Origin of the sequence: Planococcus lenghuensis (assembly GCF_001999905.1) — a bacterium.
Lineage (GTDB): Bacteria > Bacillota > Bacilli > Bacillales_A > Planococcaceae > Indiicoccus > Indiicoccus lenghuensis.
This window is the reverse complement of the sequence record NZ_CP019642.1, coordinates 25,698-41,103: the sequence shown is the minus strand read 5'-3', so window position 1 is coordinate 41,103 and position 15,406 is coordinate 25,698. Positions and strand designations below refer to the sequence as shown.

The following is a 15,406-nucleotide window of genomic DNA, read 5'->3' as shown; positions in this document are numbered from 1 at the left end:
AAGCATTGTTCGTTAAAATTGCATATTGCGAACAATAAAGGATGAATAGATTAACACGAAAAGGAGCTGTTGCTCGGTGGCAATGACACCTGAAGAATTACGCGTTTTGCAGCGAATCGAGACGCAGTTGAAGAAGATGCCCTTCTATGTCGCGGAATATGTCCGGTCCAAAAAACGGGCGGGTCTTTCACCAAATACGCTGCATCAATACCTGTACCATTACAAGCACTTCTTTGCTTGGCTCATCCGGGAGAACCTGGCGGAAACTGCGGACGTCCCTTCTATCTCCTATACCGTGCTGGCCTCCCTTCGAAAGGAAGACATCGAACACTACATCGATCACCTTCGCGAAGAAGCCATCACCCAGGGGCAGAACGAGACGAAGAATCGGGGCGATGGAATGGTTGCGAATGTCATCCATGCCTTGAAGTCACTCTTTAACTACTTAACAAAAGAAACGGAGACAGAATCCGGGGAATCCTACTTTGACCGGAATGTGATGAGCAAGATTGTCCTCCATTCCAAAAAGGAGACAGCCAGCCGGCGTGCCCAAAAAATCAGTTCCGTCATCTTAAATGACGCGGAGATCTATGACTTCCTCCACTTCGTGGAACACGATTACATCGACACACTGAACAGTGCCGTAGCCCGTTCCCGTTTCCTGCGGGACAAGGAACGCGACTTGGCCATCCTCCACCTTTTTCTCGGGAGCGGTCTCCGTCTCGGGGAACTGGCGCGCATTCTGACGAAAAAACTGAACCTGAAAAAGAAAATGATCGACGTGAGACGAAAAGGATCCAAGGAGGATACCATTAACGTGCTTCCGGAAGCAATTGAGTACCTGCGGCGCTACATGGAGGTGCGGGAAGCCCGCTACCGCGGAGCAAACGAATCCCCCTTCCTGTTCGTCTCCTTATACAAAGGCGCGGCTCAGCCGCTGTCCAGACGGGCAATCGAGAAGATCGTCGCCAAATACACCGGTGCTTTTTCGGAAAGTGAAGGCATCAGCCCGCATAAACTGCGGCATAGCTTTGCGACGGATTACATCCGCAGTGGTGGCAGCCTGGTTTTGCTGCGGGACCAGCTGGGCCATAGCAACTTTGAAGCCACTTCCCTCTATACCAACTTATCGAATCGAGATGGCGAAGAAGTCCTTACCAAAATGGAACAGAGACGAAGACCTTCAAAAACTCAGGAAACCCCTAAATTAAAAACAGGGAGAGAATAACCAATCGGTTGTTCTCTCCCTGTTTTTTTGAAGCCCCCTTTTTCCGAAAGTGATCAGAGAAAACCGGCCACTTTCCCAAGATTATGCGCCAGTTTCCTTTTTGGAAATAGGCGTTTTTTTACTGTACACAAAAACCGCTGTTCTATTCAGAGCAACGGTTTTTGCACTTTAACGGTTGTCGGTTATTACAATGAAGCGAACTCCGGCTTCGCTACTTTGACAAGCTGCTTGCCGAGGTTGTTGCCTTCGAACAGGTCCAGGAATGCTTCCGGTGTTCTTTCAAAGCCCTCAGTGATTGTTTCTTCATACTTCAGCTTGCCTTCCTGCAGCCATTTTGCAAGATCCTGCGCACCGGTTTTGAACTCCTGCGCATAATCGCCGATTGTGAAGCCTTTCATCATTGAGCTTGTTGTGATGAATTTCCACTGGATACGCGGACCGGTATCCGCTTCGGGATTATTATAAGAAGAAATCGTGCCGCACACAACGATGCGTGCATTGCGGTTGATTTCAAAAATAACCGTGTCGGAGACGACTCCGCCGACATTATCAAAATAGACATCGACACCGTCCGGGATCGCTTTTTTGAAGTCTTCTTTAAAATTGTTATCCTTATAATTTACGGCTGCGTCAAATCCGAGTTCGTTGATTAAATAATCGATCTTGTCCTGCGAGCCGGCAATGCCGACAACGCGTGCGCCTTTCAGTTTGGCAATCTGCCCGACGACAGAACCAACCGCGCCTGCAGCGCCGGAAACAACAACTGTTTCACCTTCCTGCGGTTTCCCGATATCGAGAAGTCCGAAATACGCGGTCAGACCGGTCATGCCTAGAATGCCGAGCCGCGTCGTAATCGGTGCGGATGCCGGATCAACTTTCTGGACCGTTTGGGCGTTTGCCACATTATATTCCGCCCAATTGAGCCTGCCGGTGACGATATCACCTTGTTTAAACCCTTCGGATTTTGAGTCGACGACTTCTGCCAGCACGCCGCCCGCAATCGCTTCGTTCAGCTTGAACGGCTCGACATAGGATTTGACATCTCTCATTCGGCCGCGCATATATGGATCGACTGAAAGATATAAGGTTTTAAGCAGTAGTTCACCATCTGCCAGTGAGGGAATTTCCTTTTCAATAAAGGCAAAATCTTCATTCGTGGGTGTGCCTTCCGGCCGATTCGCCAGGTGGATCTCTTTATATGTAGTTGGCAATATGACTACCTCCTTCAAAAGTGAATTGCAAAGAAAAGCGTACCACTCGAACTGCTGAAATTCAAAAATAAGGTCGAACGGTTGAGTAAGTTACTTGCTAACACGCGTATTTACTCTCCTTTTCTTCTGTTTGGATTTACGTACTCCTGCTGCAGATGGTCAATCAATGAATAGACAACCTGTTCATCCAGCGACCCGAAACTGGAATCGAAGGGCAAGCGTTCGCCGTCAAATTTGAATGTGTCGAGCAGATACAGCACGCCCGGTGTTGCGTATCCCCCTTTATGCTGCATCATCCGGTTTAGGATATATGTCCGGAGCCCCCTGTTTTCGATTCGCCGATGGTCCAGACAAGCGTTAACGAACGATTTTTTCAGCTGGAAACGGCCTTCCCAAATGTTTTTGGCAGCCAGCTGTCCCAGCAATTCCTGGCGCGCTTCCTCCCGGATCTCTTCCTTCTCTTCTTCCGTTACCACAACAGTTGTTGTGTTTTGGTTCTCCTCCGGCAATTCAGGATTTACGTGGTCCGGCAGCCGTTCTTTCAGGAATGCCATCAGATCGGCTTCTGTGACCCACCAGCCGTTCCGCCTCGGTCCAGCTCCTTTGGAACCGTTGATTTTCCCTTCACGGAGCCAGCGTCTGACGCTTTCCTTATTAGTGGTGATTTTGTGCCGTTTCAGTACATCAAAGAGTTCGTCCAATCCATACTTTCTCAAGGTCCCACCTCTTGCCACAACAATTGTTGTTTTACTTTATAATACAATAATTGTTGTATTTTGAATAGCTGGTCTCTGTTTCTCCAAACAAATCCGGTATTTTAAGGACAAAAAAAGATCAGCAGTCGCTGATCGCCATTCGTCATTCAATATCTTCCACTCGGAAATCGCCCATTCCAAAAAGCCTGCACAACTCTTTTGCTGCCAATCCTGCCCGCTGTTCGGTCTTATATCGTTTTACTTCCGGGGTAATATAGCTCTTGCATCTTGGCACGCTATGTTCGCCATCCAAATAGTACTTCCCGGTCCAGTAGCCGATCCCACCGGTAAAGTAAATGACATAGGACATCCCTTTCTGCCGCCTTTCCTCCCTTTTTCCTTATCATACCATTCAATCACTTTACACAATATCTCTGTTTGCCTTCAATGAGACCAAGCGTAAATAATCGGCAATCTTCATGATGCCAAGGTCATTAGGCTCGATATCCAGCGCAGGGAATTCTAAAATAACGTAATCATCGTCTGGCCTTAATTGTATGTATCCTGCAGCAGAAAGGTCATCCGTAAGATTCCGCCCTCTTACCTCAAACCACTGCCAGTGCGCGGGCATAATTCGCAACAGCATGGAAGGGCCGAACAAGTAACCCCTATTCTTTTCAGTATAGCCTCCTTCAAACAGTTCAACGATATCCACTTTTTGCACCGTCGTTTCTCTCGCCACGTCTTCCTCTCCAATGAATTTCTGGTTACAAACACCCCATTAAAACGACAGTCGGTTCCCAAGAGTTACATATAATTTCAGCAGGATGGATATCGCTTCCTACAGTTAGCAGCTATTCAAGCATATGTACTGACGTGATGGCTTCTAAGGCAAGCGGCCATTCCCCAAACGGGTCCGAGTAAACTAAGATCTCTTTCTCGCCATCAATTCGTTGGATAATCCCACGATGGTAATGAAAATGCCGGTCCTGCCAGGACTGAATAAAAATAGGACATCTTCGCTCAAAGGCGACTGCGAGCAACTCATGGATACTACGCCGCTCATCGCCGCTGAGCAGCGGCTGCGGGTCGGTAATGATTTCATTGGTGAGAGGCTTCGTGTGTTCCGACACAAAGAGTCCATGCCAACGTGTATGAGCTTTCTGCATCTCTTCCACTCCCTTTTTAAGAACGTATGTTCTTATTATACCCATCTATTTCACCGATTGAACACCATTTCGTATCAATCATGAAGATATTTAAGGGAGTTGCAGAAAATTGATTCTAAAATGGGCTTTTATTAACATAGTGCCTGGGTGCTAATCGAAGTCAGAGGCATTCTGCTTGTCCTCGCTGAACCGCCATTACTCCATAACAGAAAGGTTTCCTTTTAGTCGTAAATCTGTTCTCGCTGCTTTTGCATAGATTTCCAGGAAGCTCTTCACTGGATAAGCAGCAAACTTTAACTGCTGCGAGTCCAATTCAACACCGGACTTTCCTAGTAACTCGACCATCTCTTCCACCGAAACAGTCCAATTCTCTTCCAGGCAATTCATTTCCAACCAGTCCATAATCACTTTTCTCCATACTCGGTCGGATACAGGAATATACATAGCTCCCTCCACCCGGATGGTCAGCAGACGTTCCACAAATGGCCGATATTTCTTTTTGGCTGCAAAATCGGTAATGAGTTTAGGCTGCGCTTTCCGCTTTTCCTGGAATCTGCTATGCCAGAACTCATCTAATTCCCGCTCATCTCGGTTTGTAGCGTAAGGGGAACGAAAGCCGGATTGCAACCGGCCAGACCAATATACATCACTTGAGGGTTGTTGCTGTATCGCTGGAATTTCTGCCGTGAATGCAGACTTCTCTGCGCGAGTTGCTTCCCTTGCCGCCCTCGCTTTCGCTCTTCTCTCTTCAAGTTCCTCCGTGGGAAGCGGTTGCCGAACCGATCCTTTAGAGGTTCTCTTTTTTTAATAAATCAAAATCAATGATATTTTGAAATTTGTCGTAACTTGCCAAGCTATAATCCGCGGCTTTGCTGGTTCCTTGGAAGATGCACGTCCTGATGCCAAGCTCATTTGCTGGAATAAGATCGATTTCCCTGTCCCCGATTGCCAAGTCGATACCGTACTTTTCGTGGAGGTACCGATAAGAGGCTGCATCGGGTTTCCTCGGGAATCCGTCATCAATCGTCACCATGTCACTGAAATATTCCTCCCAGCCATAGTATTGAAGGATGGCAAGGACTCCTTTTCGGTCCTTATGAGTCATGATCACATTCTTGTTCGCCAGTTTCAGCACTTCTTCCACTGATTCGAACGGTACAATATCAGCCGGCTGCAACTTCTCCTCCAGCCGGTTCATTTCGTCAATCTGCTCTTCAGATAATCCATAATGGTCGATGGCGTGAGAAAACGAGACTTTGAGCTTCTTGTAGATTTCAACTTCTGCCGCCCTTCCCCCGAGTACATGAGAAAAGATTCTGGAATAGGCAGGATAGGTATCAAATAGCGTACCATCGAAGTCCCAGAGAATATTCATCCGTAACATTCCTCTCATTTTAGACGACTTCCGTCTCAATACCTTTGGCCAATAACATATTTCAAGAGATTCTTAACGTGACAGCCATGTAAAAATTGATGATTTCCTCAACTGCCAAATTGATATAGCTTAAAATTTGCTTCAATGAATAGACTTCTAATTCTTTTTTTAAATCATCTTCAGTGTAGAAGAAGTCATTGATCGTTTCTTCTTTGAATTTCTCTAAATCCTCTGACTCGATTTCACTTATGTTATTTTCAGGTACACCAATCGCTCTCAGTTCATCCTCCAAATCTCCGCACTCAAACCATTCAATCAGTTTTCCGTTCAGCTTTCTGAAATCGCTGTGCCACCTGTCTAATAGCCCCGGATCAGCATCCAAGCGATTCTTGAAGTTGTTTTTGAAGTAGATGTGCTTCATCCATACGTCATCGGCGATTAGATGAATTAAATAGCCGAGCCCATACTCGCTCTGGATATCGACAGGATATTTTTCCGCAAAGCGCTCATAATTCACGCATCTCGTTCCGTCTTCCAGGCTTCCTTCATAGTAATGTGACTTGGTTTTTCTTTCTCTGGTAAATGCCGCGTCCGGTGCGATGCCCCCCAAAAGAAATTGCCCCTTGCATTGAATCGACAATTTCTCCGAGACACGGTCGGCGATAATTAAATGCATGATTCTTGATCCCATCCCGCCACTCCTTGCTTTTACTTAGGTCCAGTCAAATGAATAATGGACAGCTTATCCCTGCTGGTGTCTTAACTTTCTCTCTTTGTAGGCAACGATCGCTTCTGAAAGATGTGCTTTTTTGAAATCCGGCCAATACGTATCCGTGAACCAGAGTTCCGTTTCAGCTGCTTGCAGAAGCAGGAAATTACTGATCCTTTTCTCGCCGCTAGTCCTGATCAGGAGATCTGCATCCGGAATTTTCCCTGTCCACAGATGTTTCTGGAGGCCGGCAAACTCAATGGCAATTCCCTTTTCAGAACTGGATTGCGCGTCGCTGATCGTCTTTCTGACTGCCTGAACAATATCAGCCCTCCCGCCGTAGTTCATGGCTACATTTAAATTCAATCCGGTATTCAATTCCGTTTTCCTCATGGTTTCTTCGATCACTCGCTGCGTCTTTTCAGGCAGAGCCGCAATGTCCCCTATAAAGCGGACTTTAATTCTGTTTTTCATCAAATTGGCTATTTCTGATTTAAAGAAGATAAGCGGCAGGCTCATAATATAATCCACTTCTTCTTTCGGCCGGGTCCAGTTCTCGGTCGAGAAGGCATATAAGGTCAAATGTTTTATCCCCAAGTCCATGGCTCCCTGGATCACTTCTTTTACAGCAAGCATGCCCTTATAATGCCCTTTGGAACGTGACAAGCCCCTTTCAGCTGCCCACCTGCCATTGCCGTCCATCATGATCGCTACATGCTTAGGCATCCCTTCAATCATTTACCGTTCCCTCCTCGAAAAACAATAATATATCGAAAAAAAAGGCTGACAGATACATATTCAGTCGCTACAAAAAGGATTTTAAAATACCATTAATGAACTCGCTTTTTGCTTCCGTATAAGCGCTTCGGTCTTCAGCTGTTTCTGCCAGCTGTCTTTTTAGTGCTCCGTAATCTTTTGCTGTCTCAGGGTTTTCTCGCAGAAAATTCCTCAATGCTAAATGCCTTTTGAGCTCCTTACTGTCTTCTGGGCAGACATATAAATGGTGCTGCATCCATAAGACCGACCTGTCAGACCAAGGCACACATCCATCAGCTCTAGCGAACGCTTCCCTATCCTCTATCCCTAAATTCCCTTCATGAACATATCCCAGTTTCTCTAACTGCTTGACTATTTGCGGCAGTGAATTCCTGTTTTTAATAACGACATCAATATCGATAATTGGTTTTGCGCTTAGCCCCTCAACTGAAGTGCTTCCGATATGCTCAATCGATACCGCTAAGCCAGCCAGTTCTTCTTTCAATACCGCCTTTATTCCCTTGAACTCCTCTGCCCAGACAGGATCGTAGTCAGTAATAACAATGCCGTTACTCATGGAAGATTCTTTCTCTGTATCACGTTCTTGTCCCCTGTTATCTGCGGATACAGAACTTTCACTTTGTGCCATATTTGCTGCCAATTCTTCGAAGCTACGCGATTTCTATAGATTTCAAGTCTATCTTCACCTTCCAAATAATATGGCGTAGGCCGTACTTCAAGATTGAGAACATCCTCCACACCATACGGAACAAACAGCATCAAGTCACTGTGACCATCTAGTTTCACTCCCAAGGCAGTAACGGTCTCCGGAAACTTAGCCATCGCATCCTTGGAAGAAGCATAGGGTGACAAGTTATTCCGGATATGCATTCTCGCTTCATTCTTCACTGACCACGGGACATCCGGAAAAGTGATCTTCAATTCCCTTTCGAGTCTCTTCTCATCTTCCTCGTCGGTATTCCTGTCATCAAAATAAAAGACGTCAATATCCGGAAGGTGGGTTCGCTCTTCGAATTCGTGCAGCGTGTCCCAAATCTTTGACCTGACAAATCCTGCACACACCCACCAATCCGGAAGATTTAACGTTTGTACTGTTTTTAGAATCTCCATCATCCATTCGTCGGCTTCAATTAATTGTGTAATGTCTGTTTCATTTCTTAACAAGAAATAACCTCCTCTTGAAACGCTTGCTTTCGTACTGTTCGCTTTTTAAGATTTCCAGGGATATAGTCGAGAACTACCAGCTTGCTGCTACTTCCGCAAAAAAATACAGGAACCCAACTACCAAGCAGAATGCGGTTATGATTCCAGCTATTTCTCTCACAAATTTATTTCTGATTTTGTTAAGCAAAAACAGGGCAACTATCGCTACGGCTATCAGCATTCCGGCTGTTATAGCTACCGGCCCGATTACAGCCCATAAACTCATGTCGCCCATTAAATCAATTTCTGGCAATTTCATTGCCCCCTTTCTATCCCATAACTTAAAGATTTTTTATCTGATCCAGTCTCTGATTTCCTTCAATCCTTTATAAGCTCTGCCCAGCGCACTATTTTGCTCCAGATACGCTTCTCCTTTTTCCGTGAGAACAACTCGGCTTATTATCGGTCGATCATCAGCGTAAGTGATTCCGATCAAGTAGTTCTCTCTGTCCAGGAATCGAATCGTTTCATCAAATTCATTTTGTCTGATTTTCAGCTTCTCTTCCGTTAACCCATTGTTGCCCTGCTCTATCTCTTTTAAGATGGCATATCTTAATTTCTTTTTATTCATTTAACCTTCTCCTTCATAAGCCCTTTCCGGATAACAGTTGTTCCGTGAGGCAGTTTTGGAATAGTCACTACCAAGTTTCGTCCAGTTTGTCCGAATAAAACTCCAATGCCCTTTTATAGGCGGTAATATTACTGTCTGCTGTAGTCGCTAACAAACAACCGAGAAGAATCTCCATCGCCGTTCTGTGTTCTTTCAAATTATAGAGGGTTATGGCATAGAAAGTTCTCATGGCATTATTAGCCGGAAACAAGCGAATACCTTTTGAAAAAATCTTTTTCGATTCTTCATACATTCCGAGTGTTCTGTACGTACTTCCTAGACCAAGAAGCGCCCCCTCTAAGTTCTTTCCAGACAATCCGAGATGGATGGCTTTTTCGTAAAATGGGATTGCATTCGCTTCTTCTCCTAATACATCAAAACTCCAAGCGCATTGATAATTAATTAAAGGATCATCCGGAAATTCTTCTGCCAACTTCAATAAAAGTCGATTTGATTCTTGTTGTTTTCCATTTTCTCTTAATGTGATTGCATCACTCAATTTTGCTTCCACATATTCATCTCCCTATCTGACTATGGCAAAATTACTCATCTATACTTAAGTTACACTCAGCGCAAATACGTTAGATGCTCTATTATGTATTCCTGGTCAACGAAATATTGAATTTCTGGATGAGGTCTTTAAACGCCGGGCGTTCGTTTCCGTCGCGCCCCACTACTTTCTCTGCTGTCACCAGGGAATTCAATACCGCCTCTTCTGTTGCCTCACCGATCGCTCTGAAGGCCATATCTATATCCTCTTCATGAATTTGCGACAGCTTTAAAAGATTCGCTGATTTGTCATGCGGTATCTTATTTGTTGTCGAGAACCCGATGACCACTTCTCCGCTCCCGTTCGTGATAATGGATCCTGTTCTGGATAGACCCGTAATTGAACGCTTGATGATTCGGTTCAGCTGCCGTTCGGAAACGGGAAGATCGGTTGCAACAATAATCATGATTGATCCCTTATCCTCTTCCTTGTAGCTTTGCCGGAGTGCTTCCTTCAATTCCTGGCCAACTGCTCTGCCGTCGATTCTTAAGTCGCTCAGGATTCCGAAGTTCGATAAGACCAATACACCCATCATGTAATTGCCATGATCCATTTCCATGAGCCGGGAAGCTGAACCAATTCCTCCTTTCAAGGAGTAACAGAGCATGCCCCTGCCAGCGCCAATTGACCCCTCCTCGAAGTCAGCGGAAGCATTCCGTAACGCCTGACGAACATGTTCCGGCTGAACGAACTTTGCTCGCACGTCATTCAGCAACATATCATTGCATTCCCCGACGACCGGATTCACTGTTCCAGTCGTGCGGCCGATTTCCGGATTTCTCTCCAGTGTATATTCAATCAGGGCATCAGCCGCTGTTCCGACATTCAAGGTATTCGTCAGAACAATCGGCGTCTCCAGTGTACCCAGCTCGGTCATTTGAATGGTCCCCATTGTCTTTCCGAACCCGTTGATGACATGGTTGGCGGCAATGAATTTTTCCTTAAAAACGTTTCCTTGATGAGGCACTATGGCAGTGACACCGGTTTGCGTGCTCCCGTCATTTAGTGTTACATGTCCTACTGTCACCCCGTCTACATCTGTTATTTTGTTGAGCGGTCCTGTCTTTAGCTTCCCGATTTCTACGCCATATTCTCTTATTCTTTTTTGAACAGTCATGTAGCACTCTCTTTTACGGTTATTTTGGGAGACTCAGTTATTTCCGCTGGTTTGAGAAAATAGTTCTGAATGGAGAAATTGGAGAACCTCGTTACAAAAACGGTCAGGATTTTCATAGTGGGGAGAGTGACCGCAATCAGAGAAATGTACAACTTCTCCATTCTCCGCTGACTCTGTAAATGTTCGAATCTGTTCACCGCATGTGACGGGATCATACTCAGCCGTTATTAATAACATGGGAACTTTTATGTTTTCGAGTAATGGCAGCAGTGATTGATAGATTTCCCCCTCTGCCCGTAGCATGTCGAAGTGAATTTCTGATTTATCATAGAAAGCCTCCCATTCCTCTTCGGAATAAAGAGCGTAATCAGTGGGATGGTTCTGATTATGTCTGTAAATCGCCATGCGTTCTTCCCCAAGAGTATCGCTGTACTCCAAGTACTTATCCAGTAGTTCTTTCGAAGAAACTTGCTCAGCTGTATTTGCCAGCTTTAGGCATTTCTCTGCAATCTCAAAATTGCCAATCGCTTCAGACAGGCGAGCCGTCTTCTGGAGAAGGCTTTTGGATGATAAAGAAAAATCGAATGTCGGGCATTCCAAAATAACTTTATGTATGGAGCCGGGGTAAAGAGAACTATACAGGACACTTAAGAAGCCGCCAAACGAGTGACCAATGAGCGACCATTTCTCTACGTTCAAATGCTTTCTTAATTCTTCACAGTCCTCGATCAGATCCTGCAGAGCAAATAACTCATTCTCTTTGATTTCCTCAGACCTGCATACGCCGCGCTGGTCGATTGCTACGACCTTAAAGCGAGTTGAGAGTCTCTCAGCCTGATGAAACGAAAAATCATAACAGCTTTCTCCTGGACCGCCATGCAAATATAGAATTGCCTCTTCATGTTCCTCTCCATAGAGTTCAACATACATATCTTTCCCTCTGATTTTCACCATTTTTCCTTGTTTCATTCCCGTTTCCTCTCCTTTTCTCCATGATATGAGCTTGTCCAACAAAAAGTATTTATAACACTCGGCACAATAGGTACCGAAAATCCCTCTGAGTTGGAGTCTTATTGGCAGGGATTAGCTTAGAGTGGATAGTGGAGGAACGAAAATTATTTTTTCAACCTCCTTCCTTCTTTTTATCTGCTTCCTACATTTACTTTTCTTAATTTGGGATAGATTTATAGTTATCACCCATGTTTAAATTCAAGTTAACTTTTCAGCACTTTAGTTAATTTATTTCCTTATCCTATCTCCTATTCAAGTCAACAGCTTCCAGAAGAATTTCTTGATAAAGCGCATTCCACTTCGTGTAGTAAGCAGCAATTTCATTGAGGGGAATGAAGATTCTTTGCGCAGATTCATGTTCTGCTTTAAAGGAATGTAATTTTTCGATGTTCATTCGATAAAATACTTGGCAGCCGATTTTAGGGTATTTTCCATTTTCATCCCAAATCGGATTTTCTGTGTGATCGACCACAATATGTCCTAGCAATTGACAATGCCCCGAAACATATCCTTCCTCCATCGCTTCTCTTTGAAAACAGCCTTCTGGCGTCTCATTTTCTTCGATATGTCCACCCGGGAAATCCCATCCACGATGATTCAAATCGACCAAGAGCAGTTGATCTTCGTAAAAACAAAAGCCATGTACACTTGTTATTAATCCATAATCAGGAAGGACATTATTCGATTCCCAACTTAATTTAACTGTGGCTTCTCCCCACTTCACGTATGATACGGTCATATATCGATTCCCCCTTTTAATGCAGTAAAAGATTTAAACCCACCTTAATTTATATCGCCTAAATAAACAGTATTCCTTTTTTTGTCCTCATATTCTTGGATGTATTTGCGAATTCCTTTTGGATAGATGCGATAGTCCATCAAATTCGGTACCGGTACCCATTCAATTCCGACTTGATGGGAGTCAGGATTAGAAGGGACAGAAGAAACGTTTTGGTCAATTCTCATATGACACACGAAATAATATTCAATTTGATGAACATGGCTGTCAAAGTGGGCATGTTCATGATTTTTGCCTATATATTCTCGAATGTGGAGAAGATCTTTTACTTCCACGTTTTCACCAATTTCTTCAATACACTCTCTTTTTACGGTATCGGACAAAACTTCTCCATGGTCTTGTCCCCCGCCAGGAAAAAGATAAAAGCACCCTTCTTCATCAACATTTTTTGTTAATAGAACTTTGGAGTCCTTAATAATAATTGCTTTAGCAGAATTTCGAATCGACATTTGCATTACTCCTTTAGTGATAGCTTTAACTGCAATTACTTTTGTTTTTCTTTTTCCATTACTTGTATTCAAGTTCGACTAACATCCATCCGTTCTTGTAACTTACTGCAATATTCATAGCCAAGATGCGGGTATTAATGCATACCTCTCATGGCAACTTGGGACTCAATCAGTGATCTTCTTCAATAAGTCATCCAGCGTCCCGTAGCACTTTTCCACGTCAGGCAAATGATAAAAAGTGCTCGTCGTTTCAGGGTTATCTATGGCTCCATCAGGAGAGTGGATATACGCTTTCTTGGCCAGTCCAATCGCAATGCCTAGCTCGATATGGGTACCTTTCCCTCCCGGTAACAGGACGACAATAAAATCGGAATCCATGACAGCGCTCTTCTCTTTTTGGCCGATTTCTTTCAAGTCTGCCAATGTAATTGATTTTTCTTCCCTAGTTTTGGCGTTCTTCGTCCAATCATATGTATGGAGATATCCTTTAGTCACTAATTGCTGGACGACATAGTTAACACTGTTCGTATTGCTGAAACTGGATGCCACATAGAATTTTTTCATTTGGCTGATCTCCCCCTATTCTGTTCTACTGACTTTATTCGCTATCCCGTCAAATAGTCAGTACATTCCTGTTGAAATATCGATCATCCTTTTAAAAAGGAGTCATGCAAACATCAAAAGGAGGAGAAGATGAAAGGATGCTCCTCCTCCTTCATGCATGAAAATAATCATGGATATCGGCTCACCCTGCAAGGACGTATCAATCATAAGTCATTTGAATAGATCCTTTTGCATTGCTGTAAGCAACTTTTGCATGCGCTCCATTTACGACAATATTTTGCGGAGGGGCATGTCCGATATCCACATCATAGATTACCGGAATTTCTTCAGGGCCAAAGATATCCGTCAGTGCATCTGTTAAAAAGAAGTCCTCGTTCGCTTTATATCTGGACGGTCTTCCAATCAGCACTCCCTTTGTATGCTTAAACCAGCCTGCTTGCTTCATTTGCCAAAGACTCCGGTAAATATTGATGGCATCCAGGTTTACACTTTCCAGATACCAGACAATGCCCTCCTCAGCAGCATAATCGGATGCAAATTTGTTCACTTGATCAAATGGTGTGCCAATCAGCGTGCGAAGTGTGCTGATGCACCCACCCAGCAGCCTGCCGGAGAATTCCGTCTCTGTGCGGCCGTGTAGACTCTTCCATTCCGTCTTGGAGTCAAAGTAAAAACCGGTTGCCGGGTTTTTGTAGACTTTTTCCCAGCTGGATTGATAACACGCAGAAGAATGCTGCACGACTGCCCCCCTTGCGGACAGCCAAGCACTTCCGGCCACTTAGCGGTGAGGCTATCCCATTCAGGGGCTGAAAGTTCCGCAAAGTTCGTTCCATGGGCAGAAGCATTTCCGGTAATCGTTGAATAGACGAAAAGGAAAGTGCTGATATCGGAGTAACCAAGCATCCTTTTTCCGGAGCCCCTGTTCTCTCTAATTTCCCAGCTTCCCTTTCATGCGGACCACTTTCCCGCCAACTTCGGGACCGGCCTCTTCCATTCCAATTTTGCGGTAAAATTTTATTGCCGGCTTGTTTGTCGGAGAAACGCGCAGGTGGTATTCTTCCACCTCGTGCCTGTTGAAAAACCGCTGCGCATAACCATGCAGCTCCTGCCCCTGCCTCTTGCCGCGGTATTCCGGCGTCAGGTAATAGAGATTCACGTAACCGATAGTTTTACCCTCGTACTCCCGAATGGAAAGTTCCAGCTGGCCGACCGGGTTCCCTTCCTCTTCTGCCAGCACAAAGCCGTCCGGAAACCGGGCAGCCATGTCCCGGAGCCATTGGAGATAGTCCTCTTCATCAAACTCGTACATATGGCCAAAACTGACCGCAAACGAATCCCTTCTGAACCGGCAGACTGTTTCGGCATCGTTTTCCGGATCAATCGTTCTGAAGCGCAACATCTTCTTTCCCTCCCACTATGCAATCACTGAATGGTATCGATTTCTCTCCATCCATATGCCAATTCGGTCAGCCGCTTGCCGGAAATCTCGATGTCCTTGCTTCCGATTAAACGGCCGCCTAATTTTTCGTAAAAGTTCTTGGACGGATTATCTTTTAAAACCCAGACCAGCACGGAGGTAAACCCTTGCTTAAGAAGATGATTTGCCACAGCTTTCAGGAGTGCTTTCCCTGCACCTTTCTTTTCATGGCCCGGCCGTATATAAATGGCATACAACTCCCCGTCAAACGCCTTGAACTGCCCGGTGCGTTCTTTGCCGCCATCCGCGAAACCGATGATTTCTCCATTATCCTCAGCAGCAACGAAGACATCTCCGTGTTCAATGTTGTGTTCCCACAGTCTCTCCCGCTTTTCATACGTCAGTCTGTCAATGTACTCACCGGGTATGATGTTCCGGTAAGTCGCCAGCCAGCTGTCGATATGGACGCGGGCGATTCCCTTGGCATCCTGTAAAGCCGCTTTACGAACCTTCATAAATCAG

23 protein-coding genes are annotated in these 15,406 nt (G+C 45.0%); 1 reads left to right on the top strand and 22 read right to left on the bottom strand.

Annotated features, from left to right (window positions below; translation table 11 throughout):
• Positions 1-82: 82 nt before the first annotated feature.
• Complete coding sequence (xerS, locus tag B0X71_RS20445) at positions 83-1,228, top strand: tyrosine recombinase XerS (protein WP_232336899.1); 1,146 nt, start codon at positions 83-85, stop codon at positions 1,226-1,228.
• Positions 1,229-1,413: 185 nt separating this feature from the next.
• On the opposite strand, the gene B0X71_RS20440 is transcribed toward xerS, so the two are convergent.
• The 22 genes from B0X71_RS20440 to B0X71_RS20335 all read right to left on the bottom strand — a co-directional run bounded on the left by B0X71_RS20440 (position 1,414) and on the right by B0X71_RS20335 (position 15,399).
• Positions 1,414-2,439: an NADP-dependent oxidoreductase gene (locus B0X71_RS20440; protein ID WP_077591403.1), complete on the bottom strand. Its 1,026-nt coding sequence runs from the start codon at positions 2,437-2,439 to the stop codon at positions 1,414-1,416.
• 110 nt (positions 2,440-2,549) lie between these two features.
• Positions 2,550-3,155 (bottom strand): hypothetical protein, encoded by a 606-nt coding sequence (locus B0X71_RS20435; RefSeq protein ID WP_077591402.1) that lies wholly within the window; start codon positions 3,153-3,155, stop codon positions 2,550-2,552.
• Positions 3,156-3,297: 142 nt separating this feature from the next.
• Positions 3,298-3,504 (bottom strand): hypothetical protein, encoded by a 207-nt coding sequence (locus tag B0X71_RS20430; protein ID WP_077591401.1) that lies wholly within the window; start codon positions 3,502-3,504, stop codon positions 3,298-3,300.
• Positions 3,505-3,555: 51 nt separating this feature from the next.
• Positions 3,556-3,876, bottom strand: coding sequence for a hypothetical protein (locus B0X71_RS20425; protein WP_077591400.1), 321 nt, complete (start codon positions 3,874-3,876; stop codon positions 3,556-3,558).
• A gap of 112 nt (positions 3,877-3,988) precedes the next feature.
• The gene (locus B0X71_RS20420) at positions 3,989-4,303 is read right to left on the bottom strand and encodes a YolD-like family protein (protein ID WP_198038789.1); all 315 of its coding nucleotides are present in this window, start codon (positions 4,301-4,303) and stop codon (positions 3,989-3,991) included.
• A gap of 195 nt (positions 4,304-4,498) precedes the next feature.
• Positions 4,499-4,705 (bottom strand): hypothetical protein, encoded by a 207-nt coding sequence (locus tag B0X71_RS21190; RefSeq protein WP_156890013.1) that lies wholly within the window; start codon positions 4,703-4,705, stop codon positions 4,499-4,501.
• A gap of 385 nt (positions 4,706-5,090) precedes the next feature.
• Positions 5,091-5,678, bottom strand: coding sequence for an HAD-IA family hydrolase (locus B0X71_RS20410; RefSeq protein WP_077591397.1), 588 nt, complete (start codon positions 5,676-5,678; stop codon positions 5,091-5,093).
• 61 nt (positions 5,679-5,739) lie between these two features.
• A complete protein-coding gene (locus B0X71_RS20405; RefSeq protein WP_077591396.1) occupies positions 5,740-6,369 on the bottom strand; it encodes a hypothetical protein in 630 nt (209 codons plus the stop codon).
• Positions 6,370-6,420: 51 nt separating this feature from the next.
• On the bottom strand, positions 6,421-7,125 hold the full coding sequence (locus tag B0X71_RS20400; protein WP_077591395.1) for an undecaprenyl pyrophosphate synthase: 705 nt from the start codon (positions 7,123-7,125) through the stop codon (positions 6,421-6,423).
• Positions 7,126-7,192: 67 nt separating this feature from the next.
• Positions 7,193-7,720 (bottom strand): GrpB family protein, encoded by a 528-nt coding sequence (locus B0X71_RS20395; RefSeq protein ID WP_077591394.1) that lies wholly within the window; start codon positions 7,718-7,720, stop codon positions 7,193-7,195.
• The gene (locus B0X71_RS20390; RefSeq protein WP_077591455.1) at positions 7,717-8,277 is read right to left on the bottom strand and encodes a nucleotidyltransferase family protein; all 561 of its coding nucleotides are present in this window, start codon (positions 8,275-8,277) and stop codon (positions 7,717-7,719) included. Before B0X71_RS20390 ends, B0X71_RS20395 begins: the two co-directional genes overlap by 4 nt.
• A gap of 124 nt (positions 8,278-8,401) precedes the next feature.
• Positions 8,402-8,620, bottom strand: coding sequence for a hypothetical protein (locus B0X71_RS20385; RefSeq protein ID WP_077591393.1), 219 nt, complete (start codon positions 8,618-8,620; stop codon positions 8,402-8,404).
• 39 nt (positions 8,621-8,659) lie between these two features.
• Complete coding sequence (locus B0X71_RS20380; protein WP_077591392.1) at positions 8,660-8,938, bottom strand: YjcQ family protein; 279 nt, start codon at positions 8,936-8,938, stop codon at positions 8,660-8,662.
• A 67-nt stretch (positions 8,939-9,005) separates the two neighbouring features.
• Entirely contained in the window at positions 9,006-9,488 is a 483-nt protein-coding gene (locus tag B0X71_RS20375) for a tetratricopeptide repeat protein (protein WP_077591391.1), read from the bottom strand.
• A gap of 82 nt (positions 9,489-9,570) precedes the next feature.
• Positions 9,571-10,644: a DmpA family aminopeptidase gene (locus B0X71_RS20370; protein ID WP_077591390.1), complete on the bottom strand. Its 1,074-nt coding sequence runs from the start codon at positions 10,642-10,644 to the stop codon at positions 9,571-9,573.
• Between the two features lie 33 nt (positions 10,645-10,677).
• A complete protein-coding gene (locus B0X71_RS20365; RefSeq protein ID WP_077591389.1) occupies positions 10,678-11,613 on the bottom strand; it encodes an alpha/beta fold hydrolase in 936 nt (311 codons plus the stop codon).
• A gap of 283 nt (positions 11,614-11,896) precedes the next feature.
• The gene (locus tag B0X71_RS20360) at positions 11,897-12,394 is read right to left on the bottom strand and encodes an NUDIX hydrolase (RefSeq protein ID WP_077591388.1); all 498 of its coding nucleotides are present in this window, start codon (positions 12,392-12,394) and stop codon (positions 11,897-11,899) included.
• Between the two features lie 44 nt (positions 12,395-12,438).
• Positions 12,439-12,903: an NUDIX domain-containing protein gene (locus tag B0X71_RS20355; protein WP_077591387.1), complete on the bottom strand. Its 465-nt coding sequence runs from the start codon at positions 12,901-12,903 to the stop codon at positions 12,439-12,441.
• A gap of 165 nt (positions 12,904-13,068) precedes the next feature.
• Complete coding sequence (locus tag B0X71_RS20350; RefSeq protein ID WP_077591386.1) at positions 13,069-13,467, bottom strand: group-specific protein; 399 nt, start codon at positions 13,465-13,467, stop codon at positions 13,069-13,071.
• Positions 13,468-13,666: 199 nt separating this feature from the next.
• Complete coding sequence (locus B0X71_RS20345) at positions 13,667-14,206, bottom strand: S66 peptidase family protein (RefSeq protein ID WP_232336897.1); 540 nt, start codon at positions 14,204-14,206, stop codon at positions 13,667-13,669.
• A 189-nt stretch (positions 14,207-14,395) separates the two neighbouring features.
• Entirely contained in the window at positions 14,396-14,866 is a 471-nt protein-coding gene (locus tag B0X71_RS20340) for a GNAT family N-acetyltransferase (protein WP_077591385.1), read from the bottom strand.
• Between the two features lie 23 nt (positions 14,867-14,889).
• The gene (locus B0X71_RS20335) at positions 14,890-15,399 is read right to left on the bottom strand and encodes a GNAT family N-acetyltransferase (RefSeq protein ID WP_077591384.1); all 510 of its coding nucleotides are present in this window, start codon (positions 15,397-15,399) and stop codon (positions 14,890-14,892) included.
• Positions 15,400-15,406 lie beyond the last annotated feature (7 nt).

Coding starts and splice junctions, on each gene's coding strand:
- B0X71_RS20420 (WP_198038789.1), bottom strand. CDS start 4,303: ATGCAGAAAGCTCATACACGTTGGCATGGACTCTTTGTGTCGGAACAC.
- B0X71_RS20360 (WP_077591388.1), bottom strand. CDS start 12,394: ATGACCGTATCATACGTGAAGTGGGGAGAAGCCACAGTTAAATTAAGT.
- B0X71_RS21190 (WP_156890013.1), bottom strand. CDS start 4,705: ATGGACTGGTTGGAAATGAATTGCCTGGAAGAGAATTGGACTGTTTCG.
- B0X71_RS20395 (WP_077591394.1), bottom strand. CDS start 7,720: ATGAGTAACGGCATTGTTATTACTGACTACGATCCTGTCTGGGCAGAG.
- B0X71_RS20400 (WP_077591395.1), bottom strand. CDS start 7,125: ATGATTGAAGGGATGCCTAAGCATGTAGCGATCATGATGGACGGCAAT.
- B0X71_RS20365 (WP_077591389.1), bottom strand. CDS start 11,613: ATGAAACAAGGAAAAATGGTGAAAATCAGAGGGAAAGATATGTATGTT.
- xerS (WP_232336899.1), top strand. CDS start 83: ATGACACCTGAAGAATTACGCGTTTTGCAGCGAATCGAGACGCAGTTG.
- B0X71_RS20405 (WP_077591396.1), bottom strand. CDS start 6,369: ATGGGATCAAGAATCATGCATTTAATTATCGCCGACCGTGTCTCGGAG.
- B0X71_RS20390 (WP_077591455.1), bottom strand. CDS start 8,277: ATGATGGAGATTCTAAAAACAGTACAAACGTTAAATCTTCCGGATTGG.
- B0X71_RS20355 (WP_077591387.1), bottom strand. CDS start 12,903: ATGTCGATTCGAAATTCTGCTAAAGCAATTATTATTAAGGACTCCAAA.
- B0X71_RS20430 (WP_077591401.1), bottom strand. CDS start 3,504: ATGTCCTATGTCATTTACTTTACCGGTGGGATCGGCTACTGGACCGGG.
- B0X71_RS20380 (WP_077591392.1), bottom strand. CDS start 8,938: ATGAATAAAAAGAAATTAAGATATGCCATCTTAAAAGAGATAGAGCAG.
- B0X71_RS20340 (WP_077591385.1), bottom strand. CDS start 14,866: ATGTTGCGCTTCAGAACGATTGATCCGGAAAACGATGCCGAAACAGTC.
- B0X71_RS20370 (WP_077591390.1), bottom strand. CDS start 10,644: ATGACTGTTCAAAAAAGAATAAGAGAATATGGCGTAGAAATCGGGAAG.
- B0X71_RS20335 (WP_077591384.1), bottom strand. CDS start 15,399: ATGAAGGTTCGTAAAGCGGCTTTACAGGATGCCAAGGGAATCGCCCGC.
- B0X71_RS20410 (WP_077591397.1), bottom strand. CDS start 5,678: ATGAATATTCTCTGGGACTTCGATGGTACGCTATTTGATACCTATCCT.
- B0X71_RS20350 (WP_077591386.1), bottom strand. CDS start 13,467: ATGAAAAAATTCTATGTGGCATCCAGTTTCAGCAATACGAACAGTGTT.